Consider the following 16269-nt stretch of genomic DNA (forward strand, 5'->3'; position numbering starts at 1 on the left):
ATTCGCCGTCAGAGACAAAACCACGAAACCAGCAAGGCATGAGATGCCGTGGCCCATTGCACCGCGAACGGCAGATGGCCGAATGGGCGCTGGGGTGTGCAATCAGGGGCCGCACCACGAAACCCGTGTAGTGCGCAGTGGTATCGCCGTTGAAGTCGGTAGGACATGCCAGCCGAAGCCACCGCCCGTACGACGGAATCACTGTCGCCGAATAGCCTGATGGCTCTGCCCCCGGCAGGGTCGGCTTTCTTTTCGTTAGTTTTCTTTGCCGAACGCAAAGAAAAGTGACCGGCGTCCCCCCGCAGGGGGGATGTCGTATTCCTTTGGGTGCAAAAACAAACACCGCTCAAAAAAGTAGCGAAAACCCCCAATAAAAGCCCCCAACAGCCAACCAACCTTTTCGTTAGTTTTCTTTGCCGCCGAACGCAAAGAAAAGTGACCGGCGTCCCCCCGCAGGGGGGATGTCGTATTCCTTTGGGTGCAAAAACCAACACCGCCCAAAAAAGTAGCGACAACCCCAAAAAAAAGCCCCCAACAGCCAACCAACCTTCACCCCCCCACCGCCAAAACCCGATCCCCAGCAATCGTAGTCCGATGCAACTCCCGATCAAACCCATCATAGTCATTCATCGCCAGATGCTGCGTACACCGGTTATCCCACACCGCCAACGCCCCCCGCGTCCACCGGAACCGGCAAGTAAACTCCGGCCGCACCGCATGGCTGTAAAGGAACTGCAGCAACGGCGCACTCTCCTCCTCGGTCATGCCTTCGAAACGCAGCGTATAGGTGCTATTGACATAGAGCGCCTTCTTCCCGGTGGCGGGGTGGATGCGCACCACCGGATGCATGACCTCGCTACTGGCGCGCTCGTCGGTGCGTACATCCATCTTGTGCGCGGGATCGCCATTGTTGACGACCGCGCCGCCGGCGCCGTATGAACGCACCGGGCTATGCACGGCACGCAGCTTGTCCAGAACCTGCTTCATGCCGTCCGACAGCGCATCGTAGGCGCGATACATATTGGTCCACATGGTGTCGCCCCCATAGGGCGGAATCACGCGGGCGTACAGCGCGGACCCCAGCGGCGGGATTTCCGCATAGCTCATGTCGGTGTGCCACAGCCCGCCAAAATTGCGTTTGGTCTGCTCGGTCCTGCCCTTCATCACCGGCAGGATCTCGGGATGCCCTTGCAGCGCGCGGATGAACGGCACTTCCAGCAGATCGCCAAAGCGCGCGCTGAATGCCTTGTGCTGCTCGGGCGTCAGTTCCTGGTCGCGAAAGAAGATCACCAGGTTGTCGTGCAGCGCCGAGCGGATCTCGGCGAAGGTCTCGTCGGACAGCGGCCGGGCAAGGTCGACGCCGCGGATTTCCGCGCCGAGCGCGCCGGCAATGGGGTGGATATCGATAAGGCGGTATTGCGACATGGCTTGTCTCCTTGGTGGTGGATGGGTTGTGGCTTTACTGGACCGTGATATTCGCGCTGCGCACCAGCGTGCTCCACTTGCGCGATTCCGCTTCGATATAGCGGCCGAAAGCCTGCGGCCCGGCGCCGGAGACGATGCCGCCCATCTCGTCGAGCTTCTTGCGCACGTCGGGCATCTTCAGCACGGCCTCCAGTTCGGTGTCGAGCCGGGCGACGATGGCCTTGGGCGTGGCCGCCGGCACCAGTACGCCAAACCATCCGGCGATCTCGTAACCCCGCAGGCCGGCTTCCGCCATGGTGGGCACATCGGGCAGCTGCGCGGAGCGTTGGGCGCTGGTGATGGCCAGCGCGCGCAGCTTGCCCGCCTTCACCAGCGGCAGCGCGGAGGGCATGTTGTCGAACATCACCGGCACATGCCCGGCCATGGTGTCGTTCAGTCCCGGCGCGCTGCCCTTGTAGGGGATGTGGGTCATCTTCACGCCCGAGGTGGTGGCGAAGAGCTCACCCGCCAGGTGCAGCGAGGTGCCGGCGCCCGGCGTCGCGTAGCCCAGCGGGGCTGGCTGCCGCCTGCCGTAGTCGATCAGGTCGCGCACCGAATGCACCGGCAGCGCTGGATTGACCACCAGCAGGTTAGGCACCGCCATCAGCATGGTCACCGGGGCCAGGTCCTTGAGCGGGTTGTAGGGCAGGTCCGGATACAGCGAAGGGTTGATGGCGATGGGGCCGATATTGCCCATTACGATGGTGTAGCCATCGGCCGGTTGCTTGGCCACGTAGTCCGTGCCCACGTTGCCGCCGGCACCCGCCTTGTTTTCCACCACCACCGGCTGGCCGAGCCGCTCTCCCAGCTTCTGGCCGACGATGCGCGCGAGCATGTCGGTCGAGCCGCCGGGCGGATATGGCACGACCCATTTGATCGGCTTGGCTGGCCAGGCATCGGCGGCCTGTGCGGCCGGGGCCAGCAGCGCGAGGGCGAGGATGGACGCAAGTGCGGGGGCGATGGTCTTCATCTTGTCTCCTGTGTGAGCGGTGAGGCGCGGTGCTTGCCGCCGCCTTCTTTCTGCTTTAGTATGTTCACCTAATGAACGAAGCGTGCTCTAGGTGAACGAAATAGCGGATGAAGAATAATAGATCGATCCAGCGGTGTCTAGCGATCCTGCAAGCGTTCCGCCACAACGGCCGGCCAACGCTGGCGGAGCTATCGCGCGCGGTGGACCTGCCGCACCCCACCGTGCTGCGGTTCCTGCTGACGCTGGAAGAGGATGCGTATGTGGCGCGGGAAGGCAATCGCTGGCGTCTCACCACGCGTATCTTCGAGATCGGCTTTGCCGCGCTGGAAAGCCTGGGCGTCACCGATGCCGTGCAGGAGGGGCTGCAGAAACTGGCCGACGCCTACTCCGGCACGGCCAACCTTGGCGAGGCCAATCCGGAGGGCGTGATCATCATCGGCCGGGCGATGGCGCCGGCCGAGCGGCGCCGGCTGGTGGTCATGAACCTGCGGGTGGGCAGCGTGCTGCCGGCGGGCAGCGCGCTGGCGACGGCCTTGCCCTTGCCGCCCGGCGAGTGGAGCGTGCTGGCCTACCCGGAGAGCAATCAGGTATCGGTTGCGGTGCCTCTGCCGGCAGCTGGCTCGCGGACATTGTCGCTGGGCATTTCCACCTCGGCGGGCGAAGCCACGCCAGAGCGCATCCCCGCCGAGATCGTGCCCGCGTTGCAGCAGGCCGCGGCCAATATCAGCCGGCTGATCGGGCTGGCCCCGGTATGACGGGGTTAGAATCCACCTTTGTTTTTCCTATGCAGCGGAGTCCACGTGCTGGCTGAGCAGCGGCAAAAATTCATTCTCGACCAGCTCGCCGCCAGCGGCGCGCTGGCGATCAGCGAACTGGTGAGCGAACTCGATGTCTCGCGCGAGACCGTCCGCCGCGACCTCAATGCGCTGGCGGCGCGCGGCCTGCTGATCCTCACCCACGGCGGCGCGCTCACACCCGAGCGGGCCGAGCCCGACACCCAGACCCGCGCCGCGGTCAATGCCGAAGGCAAGCGCGCCATCGGCATGCGCGCGGCGGAGCTGGTGCCCGACGGCGCCTCGCTGATCCTTGACTACGGCACCACCACCCACACCGTGGCCCAGGCCCTGCATGGCCACCATAACCTGCTGGTCTACACCAACGACATCACCATCGCCATGCTGCTCGGACGGCGCAACGGCAATCGTGTAGTGGTGCTTGGCGGGGAACTGCAGGATAACGAGGACGCTACCCACGGCTGGGACACCATCGAACAGCTGTCGCGCTACCACGCCGACTTCGCCTTTATCGGCACCGGCGGCATCACCGCCGATGGCCAGATGAGCGATTTCTCGCGCTCGGCCGCCGAGTTGCGCAGCCGCATGCTGCTGGCCGCCAGCGTGGCCTGCGTGGTGGCCGATCACACCAAGTTCGGCCGCAACGCCGGCGTGCTGGTCAAGCATTTCGACAAGGCCGCCTACCTGATCTCAGATATGGCGCCGGAACCTGAACTGGCGGCGGCGCTGAAGGAACGCGGGCCGGTGCTGCGGATCGCCTGAGCGGGCGCGCCTAGGTGAGGCCGGCCACAAGCCCGAGGGCTGCCTCTTCCATTGCCTCAAGCGGCATGGGCGCGGCGGGAAAGCCCCGGCGCTTGCGCAGCCCGGCAATTTCATAGTCGATGCCGTGGCAATCCACGCCCAGCACGCGAACGCCGGCCGGGGCGGCCAGGGACATCGCTTGCACGAGTCCAGCCTCGGTGTCCGGCGGCACCTGCGGCAATGCCCGCCATGCATCGTCCCCGATCCAGCCCATGCGCGCGACGCCGCCGATAAACCGGATGGTTTTCGGGCTGATGCGGAAGAAGTGGAAATCCAGGGCCAGCAGAGGCTCGGCAGCCGGTTCATAGCGCAGGTATCGCGCCAACTCGGCTGGCCCCGGCTCGAAGCGGGCCGCATCGCCTGCCAGCGTCAGCCGGCGCGCGTTCTGCACGTCCGTGGCGCCCGGTTGCAGCACGGACAGGCTCACTCGCGGATCGGCCAGCAGATTCCGGGTGTGCTCGGCCAGCGCGCTGACGCAGATAACGGGTGCGTTGGCGTGGTCGGCCACGAAGGGCACGACCGTGGCATAGGGGTAGCCGGGCAGGGCGGCCGCGTTGGTGGCCAGGGTGCCGTAGGCCGCCTCGTGGATAAGACTGACCGCCTGATCGATGGGAATTTCCACGCGCTTGAGCCTCGTCCGGGAGCAATCCGCCGATTGTACGGCGCGCGGCTTCCCGCTGCGATCCGCTCCATGTGGCCGTTGATCGCACAAAAATACATGCAAGCGGCCTTTATATGTCTCCTCATCAAAGGTGTTTTGACTGTCGTGCGTGGCCGTGCCAATGCTAAGCTTCGCCCCTGGCGATACATCCAGTCCCAATCCTGAATGTATTGACATGCTCCGGCGGCGGCTGCCGCCGGACTTTGCCGCGTTTGCGCGCCCGAGCCGTTCCGGGCGCACCGTGGCATCCCTCGGCACGCCCGCCGGACAGGTATCCGTGGCGGCCGTCTCCTGCCAAGCACCAGCACATCGAATCGAAGAGACACTTGTGACATCCGCTTCCCTTGAAACATTCCTGGCCGGCGTTGCCCGGCGCGACCCCGATCAGCCCGAATTCCTCCAGGCCGTGAAGGAAGTCATGATGACGCTGTGGCCCTTCGTCGAGCAGCATCCGCGCTACGGCGAGCAAGCGCTGCTGGAGCGGCTGGTGGAACCCGAGCGCGTGATCCAGTTCCGCGTGGCATGGACCGACGACCGCGGCCAGGTGCAGGTCAACCGCGGCTTCCGCGTGCAGCACAGCTCCGCCATCGGCCCCTACAAGGGCGGCATGCGCCTGCACCCCACCGTGAACCTCTCGGTGCTCAAGTTCCTCGGCTTCGAGCAGACCTTCAAGAACGCGCTGACCACGCTACCCATGGGCGGCGGCAAGGGCGGCTCCGACTTCGACCCCAAGGGCAAGTCCGACGGCGAAGTCATGCGCTTCTGCCAGGCCCTGATGACCGAACTGTACCGCCACCTTGGCCCGGATACCGACGTGCCCGCCGGCGATATCGGCGTGGGCGCGCGCGAGGTGGGCTTCATGGCCGGCATGATGAAGAAACTGTCCAACAGCTCCGCCAGCGTCTTCACGGGCAAGGGCATGGCCTTCGGCGGCAGCCTGATGCGGCCCGAAGCCACCGGCTACGGCACGGTGTATTTCGCGCAGGAAATGCTCCATCGCCGGGGGCGCGGCTTCAGCGGCCTGCGCGTTCTGCTCTCCGGCTCGGGCAACGTGGCCCAGTACGCCGCCGAGAAAGCCATCGAACTCGGTGCCAAGGTACTCACGGTATCGGACTCCGGCGGCGTGCTGCACTACCCCAAGGGCATGAACAGCGAGCAACTCGCCGCGCTGATGGCCTTCAAGAACGAATCGCGCGGGCGCCTGGCCGATTTTGCCGCGCAGCAAGACCTGCACTTCGAAGCCGGCCGTACACCCTGGCACGTACCGGCTGACGTGGCGCTGCCCTGCGCCACGCAAAACGAGCTGGACGGCAACGATGCCGAACGCCTGCTCGCCAACGGCGTGTTCTGCGTGGCCGAAGGCGCCAACATGCCCTCCACGCTGGACGCCGTCGACCGCTTCCTCGCCGCGCGCATCCTCTACGCGCCGGGCAAGGCCAGCAACGCCGGCGGCGTCGCCACCTCGGGCCTGGAAATGTCGCAGAACGCCATGCGCCTGTCGTGGCACCATGCGGAGGTCGACGAGAAGCTTCACGCCATCATGAAAGACATCCACGGCAACTGCATCCACTACGGGCAGAAGGCGGACGGGTATATCAATTACGTGGAAGGGGCCAACGTCGCCGGGTTTGTGAAGGTGGCGGACGCGATGCTGGCGCAGGGGGTGGTTTGAACGCGGGCTTCCGCAGGTAAGCCGGGGAGCCTGGTGGTAAGCGAAGCGGGATGGGCGGTGGTGCCATCCCGCTTTTTATTGGGTGTATCGCCGAATCGCAGGATGGGCAGCGTCACGCTGCCGGCCAGGGCGGGTCCTCCCAAGTCGAGACGCCGTGCGCATTAGAGGAACGGCAAAATGTTCGCCATCGCGCGCGTCACGTAGGTCTCCTTTTCCCCCACTGGCGCGTTGAAACCTTCAAAGGTCAGGATGGCGATGTGCTTGGGGGGCCTCGTGCGAGTGGAGACGTTGTATGGCGCCGTCGTAGAACCGATAATCAATACATTCAAATAATTGTCATGGATACGTTCAGGCATGCCTCAGCCCCGCTACAAGCAACTGGTCGACCGTCTCGCGGCCGATATCCGTGCGCGGCGGCTGCGTCCCGGGACGCAACTGCCAACGCACCGCGAGCTCGCGGCTCGCGAAGGACTGGCGCTGGTCACGGCCACGCGCGTCTACGCGGAGCTGCAAGCGATGGGGTTGGTGAGCGGGGAGACCGGTCGCGGCACGTTCGTCAAGGAGGCGCTCCCTCGCGGACAAGGCATTGACTTGCATGCCTGGAGCGCTGACACGGTGGACCTGAGCTTCAACTATCCCTCGTTGCCGGATCAGGCAGACCTTCTCCGGGCAGCGCTGCGCCAGCTCGCAGCCTCGGGCGATCTGGAGGCCCTGCTTCGATACCAGCCCCACGGCGGGCGCGAGCACGAGCGGGCGACCGTGGCGCGCCACCTGGCTAGCCGGGGGCTGGCGGCATCGGCCGAAACCGTATTGCTCGTGAGCGGCGCGCAGCACGGGCTGACGACAACCGCCATGGCCTTGCTCGAGCCCGGCGACGTGGTGGCCGTGGACGCGCTGACGTACCCGGGATTCAAGCTTGCCGCCGAGGTCAATCGGCTGGAACTCGCCCCAATTCCCGCCGCAGGACATGGCCCGGATCTGGACGCATTGGCGGCGCTGTGCAGGCGACGGCGGGTACGCGCCGTGTACGCGATGCCGACGCTCCATAACCCGCTCGGCTGGGTGATGAGCGCAAGGCGACGTCGGGAACTGGTCGCCATGGCTCGTCAGCATGGACTGATGCTCATCGAGGACGCGGCCTACGCGTTCCTGGCGGAAGGCGCCCCACCGCCTTTGGCATCGCTTGCCCCGGAGACGACGGTCTATGTGTCCAGCTTCTCGAAGAGTGTCGCCACCGGGCTGCGCGTCGGCTTCGTCTGTGCCCCGCGCGAATGGGTTCCCAGGCTGGAACGGGCCATCCGGGCCACGACCTGGAACACCCCGGCAACCATGACGGCTATCGCCTGCGGCTGGATCGAGGACGGCACCGTGGCCAGGCTCGAAGCCGAAAAACGGCGGGATGCCACGCTGCGGCAGGGCCTTGCCACTGAAGTCCTGGGCGGGCTGAAAAGGATCAGCCATCCCGCGTCGTACTTCGTCTGGCTTCCTCTGCCACAGGAAGTTCGGGCAGACGCGATCGCGATGGCGTTGATGCGCGAGCATATTTCCGTGTCGACGGCCCATCCGTTCGCGACGGCAGCGCATGTGCCTCATGCCATCCGGTTGGCACTCGGCTCCGTCGACCTGTCCACGTTAAAGCAGTCCCTGGAAACGGTGGCCCGTGTTGTTGCCGATCAGGCCTACTGACCCACGGATGCGGCGATGAAATCCGACAGGCAGGATTCGCTGGCCAAATCTCTTCGGGAGGCTGTCTGGCAGGTTCCGCACCAGGCGGCCGGGAGCGGCCATTCGAGGCCGCTCCTGCAACCGTGCCGCGTAATCGTACGGGGCCGCGTTCGGTAGTCCGGCCGATGGGGTGTTTTCCCTGTGTCTTGCATGTTGCGGCAGGCGATACACTCTGGCATTTCGGACGCCTTGACCGGACCTGATCCATGCCAAAACTTCGCTCGCTCTATCCCGCTATCGAACCCTATGAAACCGGCACGGTGGATGTCGGTGACGGCCACGTGGTCTACTACGAACGCGTTGGAACGCCCGGCGCCAAGCCGGCGGTATTCCTGCATGGTGGTCCTGGTGGCGGCATATCGGCCGATCACCGCCGCCTGTTCGATCCGGCGCGCTACGACGTCATGCTGTTCGACCAGCGCGGCTGCGGCCGGTCCACGCCGCACGCGGAGCTGGAAGCCAATACCACGTGGCATCTGGTGGATGACATCGAGCGCCTGCGCAAGCTGGCCAACGCCGACCGCTGGCTCGTCTTTGGCGGCTCTTGGGGTTCGACGCTCGCGCTGGCCTATGCGCAGAAGTATCCGGAGCGGACCAGCGAACTGGTGCTGCGCGGGGTATATACCGTCTCCCAGGCGGAGCTGGACTGGTATTACCAATACGGCGTCTCGGAGGTGTTTCCCGAGAAATGGGCCCGATTCCAGGCTCCCGTTCCGGAAGCCGAACGCGGCAACATGATGGCCGCCTATCGCAAGCTGCTGACCGGCAGCGATATGGAGAAGCGGCTGGAGGCGGCCCGCGCGTGGAGTGTGTGGGAGGGGGAGACGATCACGTTGCTGCCCGATCCGGCCAACAGCGCGAAGCATGCCGACAGTCATTTCGCGCTGGCGTTCGCGCGGTTGGAGAACCACTACTTCACGCATCGCTGCTGGCTGGAAGACGGGCAGTTGTTGCGCGACGCGCCTCGCCTTGCCGGCATTCCGGGCGTCATCGTGCACGGCCGCTACGACATGCCGTGCCCGGCTCGCTATGCCTATGCGCTGCACCAGGCGTGGCCGGATGCCGATCTGCATCTGATCGAAGGCGCCGGGCACGCATGGACCGAGCCCGGCATCCTTGATCAGCTGGTTGCCGCTACCGACAGGTTTGCGGCGGCGGGGGCATAGCCGGGCGCTGGCAGCCTTGGGGCGCGGAGGCCGGCAACTCGCCACGACCGCGCCGCTCCCTTTCAGTTGCTGCTCACGGAGACCGTGTGGCGTGCGTCGCAGTGCTGCCGGCGCAGATTCTCCGTGGTTTCGCCAGTGCCGTCCGCACGCCAGCCCGGCGGCATCATCACGTAGTTGATCGCGGTCCACACATTGCCCGCCGACGCGATATCCCGGGCGAGGCTGACCCAGTGTTCGAACTGGTTGACGAGCGGATTGCGCGAGTGCGTCGGCGTCACGAGGCCGTAGCGGCAAGGTTCGTCGGCGCGTTCTTCGATATAGGTGCCGAACAGGCGGTCGAACACGATCAGCACGCCACCGTAGTTCGCGTCGAGGTAGTCGACGTTCGACGCATGGTGCACCCGATGCGCGGACGGCGTGTTGAATACGTATTCGAGCCAGCCGAGCTTGGGCATCCACGTGTTGTGCAGCCAGAACTGGTACAGGAGGTTGAACATCAGCGTCGCGAGCACGACCTCCGGGCGCACGCCGAGCCAGACGAGCGGGGCGAAGAACATCGCCGTGCCGGTCAGCTTGCCGGTCCAGCCGAGCCGGTAAGCAGACGATAGCGTCAACTGGTTCGGCGAATGATGGACCGCATGTGTCGCCCAGAAGAACCGGATGCGATGCGAGGCGCGGTGGTACCAGTAGTAGCAGAACTCCTGGCCGACAAACAGCAGCAGCACCATCAGCGCGCTGTTGATCGAGACCGTGAAGAGGCGATGTTCCCAGACGAAAGAGAAGATCGGCGTCGCCAGCGAAAGCGGCAGCAGCGCGAACAACTTGCGGCCGGCGAGATCGGCCAGCGACAGCCATGTTTCACTCCAGTCGAACGGCGTGCCGCTGTTGCGGTGCTTTCGCGTGAGCACGCAGGCCTCGACCAGCGAGACGGCGACGATGAACAACGTGACATAGAGCGTGATTTTTCCGGTAGTAAGCATGATGAGCACAGGTAAGGTCGGGGGGAAGGCGCGCCGTCTGCGGGAATGACCGCCGTCGCGCCGGATGAGCCAACTCTAGTGGGCGGGCGCGGCCAGGAACAGGCGGAAAGTATTTCGCCCGATGTCACCGAATCGGTCCGCCAGCGGGGGAGGCTTGCGGGCGCGGCGGATGGCAATCGGCGCGCACCGTCTCTGCGGTCCGGTGTAACACCGCGACATTTTTTCCAAGGCGATTAACTGGCGATGTCGTTCTATAGTTCGTCCCGTTGCCACGCCGCGGTGCGTGACCTGACCCGAACCGAACCAGAAGGACATCCGATGAAACCCCGTTACCTCCTCACAGCGACCGCCTCGCTGATCTTCCTCGCCAGCACCCCGGCCTTCGCGGGCTGGTCCGGCCACGGCACGGCCTATACGCCGCACGGCGTCTATAACGGCGCGCACTATGGATCATGCGGAGGCGGAAGCTGCTCGCATGCCGGCGGCGTCGTCGGTCCCTACGGCGGGCTCGCGACAAACACCGGCACGGTGTCCCGTACGGCGCCGGGGCAGTTTTCGAACTCCGGCACGGCAACCGGACCGAACGGCCGATCGGTTCAGCACGCTGGCGACACCAGTTGCTCGGGCGGTACGTGCTCGCATACGGGCAACCTCACCGGGGCCAACGGACAGACCGCTTCCACGGCGGGCAGCGTGACACGCGATGCGCCGGGGCAGTACTCGTCATCCGGCACGATCACCGGTTCGAACGGCAACACCGTCAGCCACGCGGCATCGACCAGCTGCGCCGGCGCTACGTGCGACCGCTCGGGGACCGCGACCGGTGCTTACGGCGAAACCGTCACGCACTCGGGCTCCGCGACCCGCGTTGCGCCGGGTGTCGTGACGACCGCGGGCGGCACGACGGTCGTGCATGGCGGGACCGTGACGACTGGTGGCACGGTGACGACCGTAGGTGCCACGGTTGCGGTCGGTGCCGCGCCGGTGGTCATCGCGCCTGCGCCGGTGGCTTATGTGCCGCCTCCGCCGGTAGCGTATGTGCCGCCCCCGCCGGTGGTCTATGTGCCGCCGCCCCCGCCGCCGAAGACGGTCTACGTCGCCCCGCCGCCGCCCAGGGTGGTGTACGTCGCGCCGCCGCTGCCGCCGAAGGTTGTGTACGCGCCGCGTCCCGTCTACGTGACGCGGGCGCCAGCTCCTGCGGTAATGGTGCCGGGACACTGGGTCGGCCGCGTCTGGGTGCCCGCGCACTGGGCGTGACCGCAGTATCGGATCGATCACCCACGCCGCCGGCGAGGGTCGGCTAAACCACGGAGAAAGCCATGAAGAAGATGATCGCGATGCTTATTTTGTGTATTGTTTCAGCAGGTGCGTCCGCCCAGAGCGTCGCGCCGCCCGCAGGAAACAGCGCAAGGGTTGAGCGTGCGATGCAGCAATTGCAGACGCGCTTCGCCACTGCCAACACGACGCACGACGGCAAGCTGACCCGAGACCAGGCAGCGGCCGGCATGCCGATGGTCGCCAGCCGCTTCGACGAAATCGACACGCAGCGGGCCGGCTACGTCACGTTGCCGCAGATCGAGCAATACCTGAGTCAGAAAATGATGGCCCGCTGATTCCCGGCCATCGCCGGAGACGCGCCATGGAGCAGGTGAACAGGATTATCGTGCTCGATGATGAAGCCGAGTTGCGCAACATGCTGCAGCGGTTCCTGACCGGGCACGGTTTCCAGGTGCGCGTGATCGCCGACGGCAAGCAGCTCGACCGCTATCTGCAACGCGAGCCATACGACCTGCTGGTGCTGGACCTGATGATGGAGCCGGAAGACGGCCTGACCATCTGCCGCCGGCTGCGCGCCACGGGACAGACGCTGCCGATCCTGATGCTGACCGCGAAGGGCGATCCGGTCGACAGGGTGGCCGGGCTCGAGACCGGCGCCGACGACTATCTCGCCAAGCCGTTCGTGCCGGACGAACTGGTGGCACGGATCCGCGCACTGCTGCGCCGCCAGAAAATGGCGGCGGGCGATCCGACCGTGACCTCGCAGACCCTGCGCTTCGGCGAATTCGAGTTCGATGTCGGCAAGCAGACGCTGCTGCGCCGCGGCGAACCGGTCGAGGTGCATTCCGCGCAGATGCTGCTGCTGCATGCGCTGGGCTCGTCGCCGAACCGGGCGGTGAGCCGCGATAACCTGCTTGCGCGGGCCCGCGGCCGCGATCACGACGCGCTCGACCGCAGCATCGACGTACAGATCCTGCGGCTGCGCCAGATCGTCGAAGACGATCCTTCCAAGCCGCGCTTCATCAAGACCGTGTGGGGTGTCGGCTACATGCTGGTGGCCGGCATCGAGTCGTAATGCGGCTCGCGCTGCCCCGTTCGCTGCTCGCGCGCAACATCGCCTTGCTGGTGGGGCTGGTCATGCTCACGCAGGTCTGTTCGCTCATTGTCTTGCTGCATTTCGTGCAGCGCCCGCACATCGAACGCGCGGCGAACATCTTTTCCGATTACGTGAAGCTGCTCGACGGCGTGTTTGCCGCCATGCCGCCCGATGAGGGCCGCGCGGCAGCCGCGCGGCTCGGTGGGCAGGCGCAGCCGCCGGAGCATGTGGTACAGGATCCGCACCCCAGTCCGATCCGTATTTTTCGTACGTATCAGCGCGACGTCTTCGTCGATGCATTGCAACGCTATCTGCCCCCGGACATGCCGGTGCGATGGCAGACGGGCGACGGGGAGCGGCTATGGATTCGCGTGCACGTCGCCGGCACGCCCAGCTGGATCGCCTTGCCGGTGGCCGAAGACGCACAGGCGAGCGGCATCACCGCCGCGCTCGTGCTTTCAGTGGCCTTCGCGTTGCTCGCGGCGCTGACGGGCTATCTGATCCAGCTGCATATCAACCGTCCGCTGCAGGACCTGGCGCGGGCCGCGCGTCACCTCAGCGCCGGCGAAGCCCCGGTGCCGCTGCCCACCGACGGACCGACGGAAATCGCCCAGGTAAGCAGCGCGTTCAACCAGATGACGCAGGCATTGCAGCAGGCCGATGCGACGCGCACGCTGATGCTGGCCGGCGTGTCGCACGACATCCGCACGCCGCTGACCAAGCTGCGTCTCGCGATGGCGATGGCGATTCCGCGCGGCGCCGACGAACCCTTCGTGGCATCGGTGGAAGGCTATCTCGATCAGATCGACACGATCCTTCAGCAGTTCATGGACTACGCGGGCAGCGGCGAACGCGAGGTGCCGGAGCCTGGCGATCTCAATGCGCTCGTCAGTCAGCTGGCGGCGGATTTTGCGGGGCTCGGGCATGAATTCGAGCTGTCGCTCGGCGACATACCGGCGATTTCGTTCAGGCCGGTGAGCCTGATGCGCCTGCTGATGAACCTGTTGCAGAACGCGGTCGTCTACGGCCGAACCGGCCTTTTCATCCATACCTGGGCCGAAGGCAAGTCGGCGTATGTGGCCGTATGCGACCGGGGCAGCGGCCTCGGCGCGGAGGAGCTTGAGCAGCTCAAGGCACCCTTCAGCCGCGGCAGGAACGCGCGCGGCCATTCGGGCGGCACCGGCCTCGGGCTCGCGATCGTCGAACGCATCGCGCGCCTGCACGGCGGCTCACTGCAGTTCCGTGCACGCGACGGTGGCGGTCTCGAAGCGGTCGTGGCATTGCCGCTTGACCGGCATTCCGCGTAAAGCCGAGCTCACGCATCCACGCATCGACGCAGCCATGTGTCCCATATGCCCGAGCGCAAGGCAAGGGTGACATCGGGCGACATAATTGCCGCATGGCGGGCGTAGCCGGTTTCTCCCATACTGGCTTCAGCGGGTTGCGGCTGACTCCGATAGCCAATGAGCCGCACCCTGGCAGGCGTGATCTCCGATGGCTTGTGATCCTGCGGATCGAATGATTGTCGGCGACATTCTTACGGCTTTACGGCTTTACGGCAATTGACGGCACGATGGTGCCGAGGACGGATCGACATGCAGACTTCATTCAAATCCCTCGCAGACCGCGCCACGCGCGTGGCGGTTGCAGCTTTCGCGACGGCATCGCTCTTGACGGCGGGCTGTGCCTGGGGCGATACAGGTGTGAATCAAGGCGTGAATCAAGGCGTGAGCCAGGCCAGCGTCCAGGCGCAGGTGCGCGCGGACGTCATCTATGTGTATTCGTTCGATGCGAGCCCGGATCAGGTGAAACTGGACAGCGGCATGGGCCAGAAGCTGAAGACGATGGCCGCTGGCGGTTCGGCCGCCAGCGAGCAGTCCCAGACGGCGCGCGAAGCGCGTGAGCAGGTGTCTGACGAAATCGTGCGCAAACTGCAGTCGATGGGGCTGCACGCGGTACGCGCGGACGGCCCCGTGCCCGCGGACAGCAATGCGCTGATCGTCGAGGGAGGCTTCCAGAAGATCGATGAGGGTACGCGCCGGCGTCGCTTGCTGGTCGGTCTTGGCGCCGGCAAGAGCGAGGTTCGCGCATCGGTCCAGATCATGTACAAGCCCGCGAACGGTTCGCCGGTGCTGCTGCGAAGCTTCTCCGCCGATGCGGACAGCGGCCACATGCCGGGCGTGGCCGAGACTGCCGGCGTCGGCGCGGCCGCGGGCCATCTCGCGGAGTCCGCCGCGGCGGACTCGGGCCTGCATGGCATGTCCGAGGCGAAGCGCGACAGCATTTCCGCGGATGCCGCGCGGTTGGGCGATTCGATTGCGAAACAGGTGGCGGCCGCGATCTCTGCGAACGGATGGATGCCGGTCGGGCAGGCGGATTGAGGGGAGCATGCGAGCAATGCGCGGCCGCTGCCTGGACCAAATGGCTGATCCCGGATACGGATTTGATCTGGGCGACTTGTCTGGTCTTGTGACTTGTTGAGGCGGCAGGCCGCGCTATGTCGCTGTTTGTTGTCTGGCATGCATGACCGCTGGCCAGCTGCCATCCGCAATCAGGGCATGCACGGTTTCCACCAGCAGTTCCTGCACCGCGGACGCCGCAATCGACAGCGGCATGGTGGCCGAGCGGCACAGGTAGACCGGGCGTGAAACGGCTGGCTGACCGATGCGTGCTGCCGACAGCAGACCTTGGAGCACTTCGGAGGAGACCGACGCGTAGGAGAGCACCGTGTAGCCGATACCCGCCGACGCCAGTGCAATCAGCTCCGGGATGGTATTGACTTCGGCCAGGATGCGCAGGTCGACTTCGTGTGCCCGCAGATAGCCGTCGAGGAGGGCGCGAAGTCCGTGCTCACCGGCAGGCAGGATCATTGGATACTTGCTCAGGTCCCGGAAGCGGACAGTCCTGGTCAGCGGCATGGCGCTTTTGCCGCCGCTGGCGAACTGCCCCGCTGGCGCCACAAGGACAAGATCCTCGTCTACCAGATGGCTGCACAGCAGGCCGGAATCGGTCTTGTTCTGGAACGTCAGGCCGATGTCGATATGTCCGGTCAGCAGGTGGCTGGGGATGTAGCCCGTGCTGAGTTCAATGACTTGCAGCCGCACCTTGGGCCAGCGCCGGATGGTCTCCCGGACCAGCGGAACCGTCAGGATCTTGGCCATCGATTGCGGCAGGCCGATCGCCACCCGGCCCTCGGGATCGTTCATCACGTCACGCACGTGCTCGCAGGCAATGTCGAGTCGCCTCAGGATGTCGCGGGCGTGAATCGCCAGGCGCTGGCCAGCCGCGGTCGGCACCACGCCCTTGTGGCTGCGCGTGAACAACGCCACGCCCAGCGCTTCTTCCAGATGCCTGATCTGGATACTCAGGGCGGGCTGCGCGATGTGCAGGACTTCCGCCGCACGAGAGATCGAGCCTGCCGTCGCCACGGCAAGGAAGCACTGCAACCCACGCAGATCTACCGGCATTCCCAATGCTGTCTCCCATCATCGCTGCCGGTGCTATGCCGACGCGTGCGACTGCGCCAGTCCAGTCTCGCAACCCCCCGGTTCCGAGGGTATATCGCGAAATGATAGCCGGCATAAAGAATATATCTTGGACATATATCCCGCGGAAAGCAATAGTGCGGTCCTGGGCCCGCCGCGCGGCGTACGCGGATCGGC

Annotated in this window: 16 protein-coding genes; 10 read left to right on the top strand and 6 right to left on the bottom strand. The window is 65.5% G+C overall.

The window, feature by feature from the left end; all coding sequences use genetic code 11:
- Positions 1–549: 549 nt before the first annotated feature.
- On the bottom strand, positions 550–1425 hold the full coding sequence (locus AC1DS6_RS21785) for a TauD/TfdA dioxygenase family protein (protein ID WP_477103058.1): 876 nt from the start codon (positions 1423–1425) through the stop codon (positions 550–552).
- Between the two features lie 34 nt (positions 1426–1459).
- Positions 1460–2434 carry a Bug family tripartite tricarboxylate transporter substrate binding protein gene (locus AC1DS6_RS21790; RefSeq protein WP_441628302.1) on the bottom strand — a complete coding sequence of 325 codons (975 nt, stop codon included), beginning with the start codon at positions 2432–2434 and terminating at the stop codon, positions 1460–1462.
- A gap of 107 nt (positions 2435–2541) precedes the next feature.
- Here AC1DS6_RS21790 and AC1DS6_RS21795 point away from each other — a divergent pair, with 107 nt between their 5' ends.
- Positions 2542–3189, top strand: coding sequence for an IclR family transcriptional regulator (locus tag AC1DS6_RS21795; RefSeq protein WP_441628304.1), 648 nt, complete (start codon positions 2542–2544; stop codon positions 3187–3189).
- A 45-nt stretch (positions 3190–3234) separates the two neighbouring features.
- Positions 3235–3990, top strand: a complete 756-nt coding sequence (locus AC1DS6_RS21800; RefSeq protein WP_441628306.1) for a DeoR/GlpR family DNA-binding transcription regulator — start codon at positions 3235–3237, stop codon at positions 3988–3990.
- 10 nt (positions 3991–4000) lie between these two features.
- Here AC1DS6_RS21800 and AC1DS6_RS21805 read toward each other — a convergent pair whose 3' ends face one another.
- On the bottom strand, positions 4001–4651 hold the full coding sequence (locus AC1DS6_RS21805) for a HugZ family pyridoxamine 5'-phosphate oxidase (RefSeq protein WP_441628308.1): 651 nt from the start codon (positions 4649–4651) through the stop codon (positions 4001–4003).
- 367 nt (positions 4652–5018) lie between these two features.
- Here AC1DS6_RS21805 and gdhA point away from each other — a divergent pair, with 367 nt between their 5' ends.
- The gene (gene gdhA, locus AC1DS6_RS21810; protein ID WP_477103059.1) at positions 5019–6362 is read left to right on the top strand and encodes an NADP-specific glutamate dehydrogenase; all 1344 of its coding nucleotides are present in this window, start codon (positions 5019–5021) and stop codon (positions 6360–6362) included.
- A 161-nt stretch (positions 6363–6523) separates the two neighbouring features.
- On the opposite strand, the gene AC1DS6_RS21815 is transcribed toward gdhA, so the two are convergent.
- Positions 6524–6718: a hypothetical protein gene (locus AC1DS6_RS21815; protein ID WP_477103060.1), complete on the bottom strand. Its 195-nt coding sequence runs from the start codon at positions 6716–6718 to the stop codon at positions 6524–6526.
- Here AC1DS6_RS21815 and AC1DS6_RS21820 point away from each other — a divergent pair.
- Both AC1DS6_RS21820 and pip read left to right on the top strand, forming a co-directional pair.
- A complete protein-coding gene (locus AC1DS6_RS21820) occupies positions 6717–8048 on the top strand; it encodes an aminotransferase-like domain-containing protein (RefSeq protein ID WP_477103061.1) in 1332 nt (443 codons plus the stop codon). The two genes, AC1DS6_RS21815 and AC1DS6_RS21820, sit on opposite strands and share 2 nt — an antisense overlap.
- Before the next feature lie 245 nt (positions 8049–8293).
- Entirely contained in the window at positions 8294–9253 is a 960-nt protein-coding gene (gene pip / locus AC1DS6_RS21825) for a prolyl aminopeptidase (RefSeq protein ID WP_477103062.1), read from the top strand.
- A gap of 62 nt (positions 9254–9315) precedes the next feature.
- On the opposite strand, the gene AC1DS6_RS21830 is transcribed toward pip, so the two are convergent.
- Complete coding sequence (locus AC1DS6_RS21830) at positions 9316–10233, bottom strand: sterol desaturase family protein (RefSeq protein WP_441628318.1); 918 nt, start codon at positions 10231–10233, stop codon at positions 9316–9318.
- Between the two features lie 318 nt (positions 10234–10551).
- On the opposite strand from AC1DS6_RS21830, the gene AC1DS6_RS21835 reads away from it, so the two are divergent.
- The 5 genes from AC1DS6_RS21835 to AC1DS6_RS21855 all read left to right on the top strand — a co-directional run bounded on the left by AC1DS6_RS21835 (position 10552) and on the right by AC1DS6_RS21855 (position 14988).
- On the top strand, positions 10552–11490 hold the full coding sequence (locus AC1DS6_RS21835; RefSeq protein WP_441628320.1) for a hypothetical protein: 939 nt from the start codon (positions 10552–10554) through the stop codon (positions 11488–11490).
- Between the two features lie 62 nt (positions 11491–11552).
- Positions 11553–11846 (top strand): EF-hand domain-containing protein, encoded by a 294-nt coding sequence (locus AC1DS6_RS21840; protein ID WP_441628322.1) that lies wholly within the window; start codon positions 11553–11555, stop codon positions 11844–11846.
- A 26-nt stretch (positions 11847–11872) separates the two neighbouring features.
- On the top strand, positions 11873–12586 hold the full coding sequence (locus AC1DS6_RS21845; RefSeq protein WP_428179362.1) for a response regulator: 714 nt from the start codon (positions 11873–11875) through the stop codon (positions 12584–12586).
- The gene (locus AC1DS6_RS21850) at positions 12586–13914 is read left to right on the top strand and encodes an ATP-binding protein (RefSeq protein WP_477103063.1); all 1329 of its coding nucleotides are present in this window, start codon (positions 12586–12588) and stop codon (positions 13912–13914) included. The genes AC1DS6_RS21845 and AC1DS6_RS21850 overlap by 1 nt, the downstream gene beginning before the upstream one ends.
- Before the next feature lie 288 nt (positions 13915–14202).
- Positions 14203–14988 (top strand): DUF4410 domain-containing protein, encoded by a 786-nt coding sequence (locus AC1DS6_RS21855; protein WP_477103064.1) that lies wholly within the window; start codon positions 14203–14205, stop codon positions 14986–14988.
- A 114-nt stretch (positions 14989–15102) separates the two neighbouring features.
- Here AC1DS6_RS21855 and AC1DS6_RS21860 read toward each other — a convergent pair whose 3' ends face one another.
- Complete coding sequence (locus AC1DS6_RS21860; protein WP_441628330.1) at positions 15103–16074, bottom strand: LysR family transcriptional regulator; 972 nt, start codon at positions 16072–16074, stop codon at positions 15103–15105.
- Between the last annotated feature and the right edge of the window lie 195 nt (positions 16075–16269).

The sequence above is a fragment of the Cupriavidus sp. 05L310 genome, assembly GCF_056398185.1.